This window comes from Nonlabens dokdonensis, assembly GCF_002162835.1.
Taxonomy (GTDB): Bacteria; Bacteroidota; Bacteroidia; order Flavobacteriales; family Flavobacteriaceae; genus Nonlabens; species Nonlabens dokdonensis_B.
This window is the reverse complement of record NZ_MAAX01000107.1, coordinates 20,604-20,945: the sequence shown is the minus strand read 5'-3', so window position 1 is coordinate 20,945 and position 342 is coordinate 20,604. Positions and strand designations below refer to the sequence as shown.

Here is a 342-nt window from a genome sequence, read left to right as displayed (position 1 = left end):
TAACAAAGCACCATTAAATGAAGATGGTACTATCGATTATAAACAAGACTTTTTTGGGAAAGAAACCAACTTGACAGTTTCTGGTCAATTAGAAGCTGAGACCTATGCAATGGCATTAGGAAAAGTCTATACTTTTGGACCAACCTTTAGAGCTGAGAACTCTAATACAACACGTCATTTAGCAGAGTTTTGGATGATTGAGCCAGAAGTGGCATTTATGGATTTAGATGGAAACATGGACTTGTCTGAAGATTTCATTAAATCTGTTTTAGAATATGTTTTAGAGCACTGTAAGGATGATTTGGCGTTTTTAGATCAACGTTTTGCTGATGAAGAGAAAAC

At 35.4% G+C, this 342-nt stretch carries 1 protein-coding gene; it reads left to right on the top strand.

Annotated elements, in window-relative coordinates:
• The coding region (locus A9Q93_RS06810; protein ID WP_303686633.1) for an amino acid--tRNA ligase-related protein at window positions 1-342 on the top strand (342 nt) is incomplete at both ends.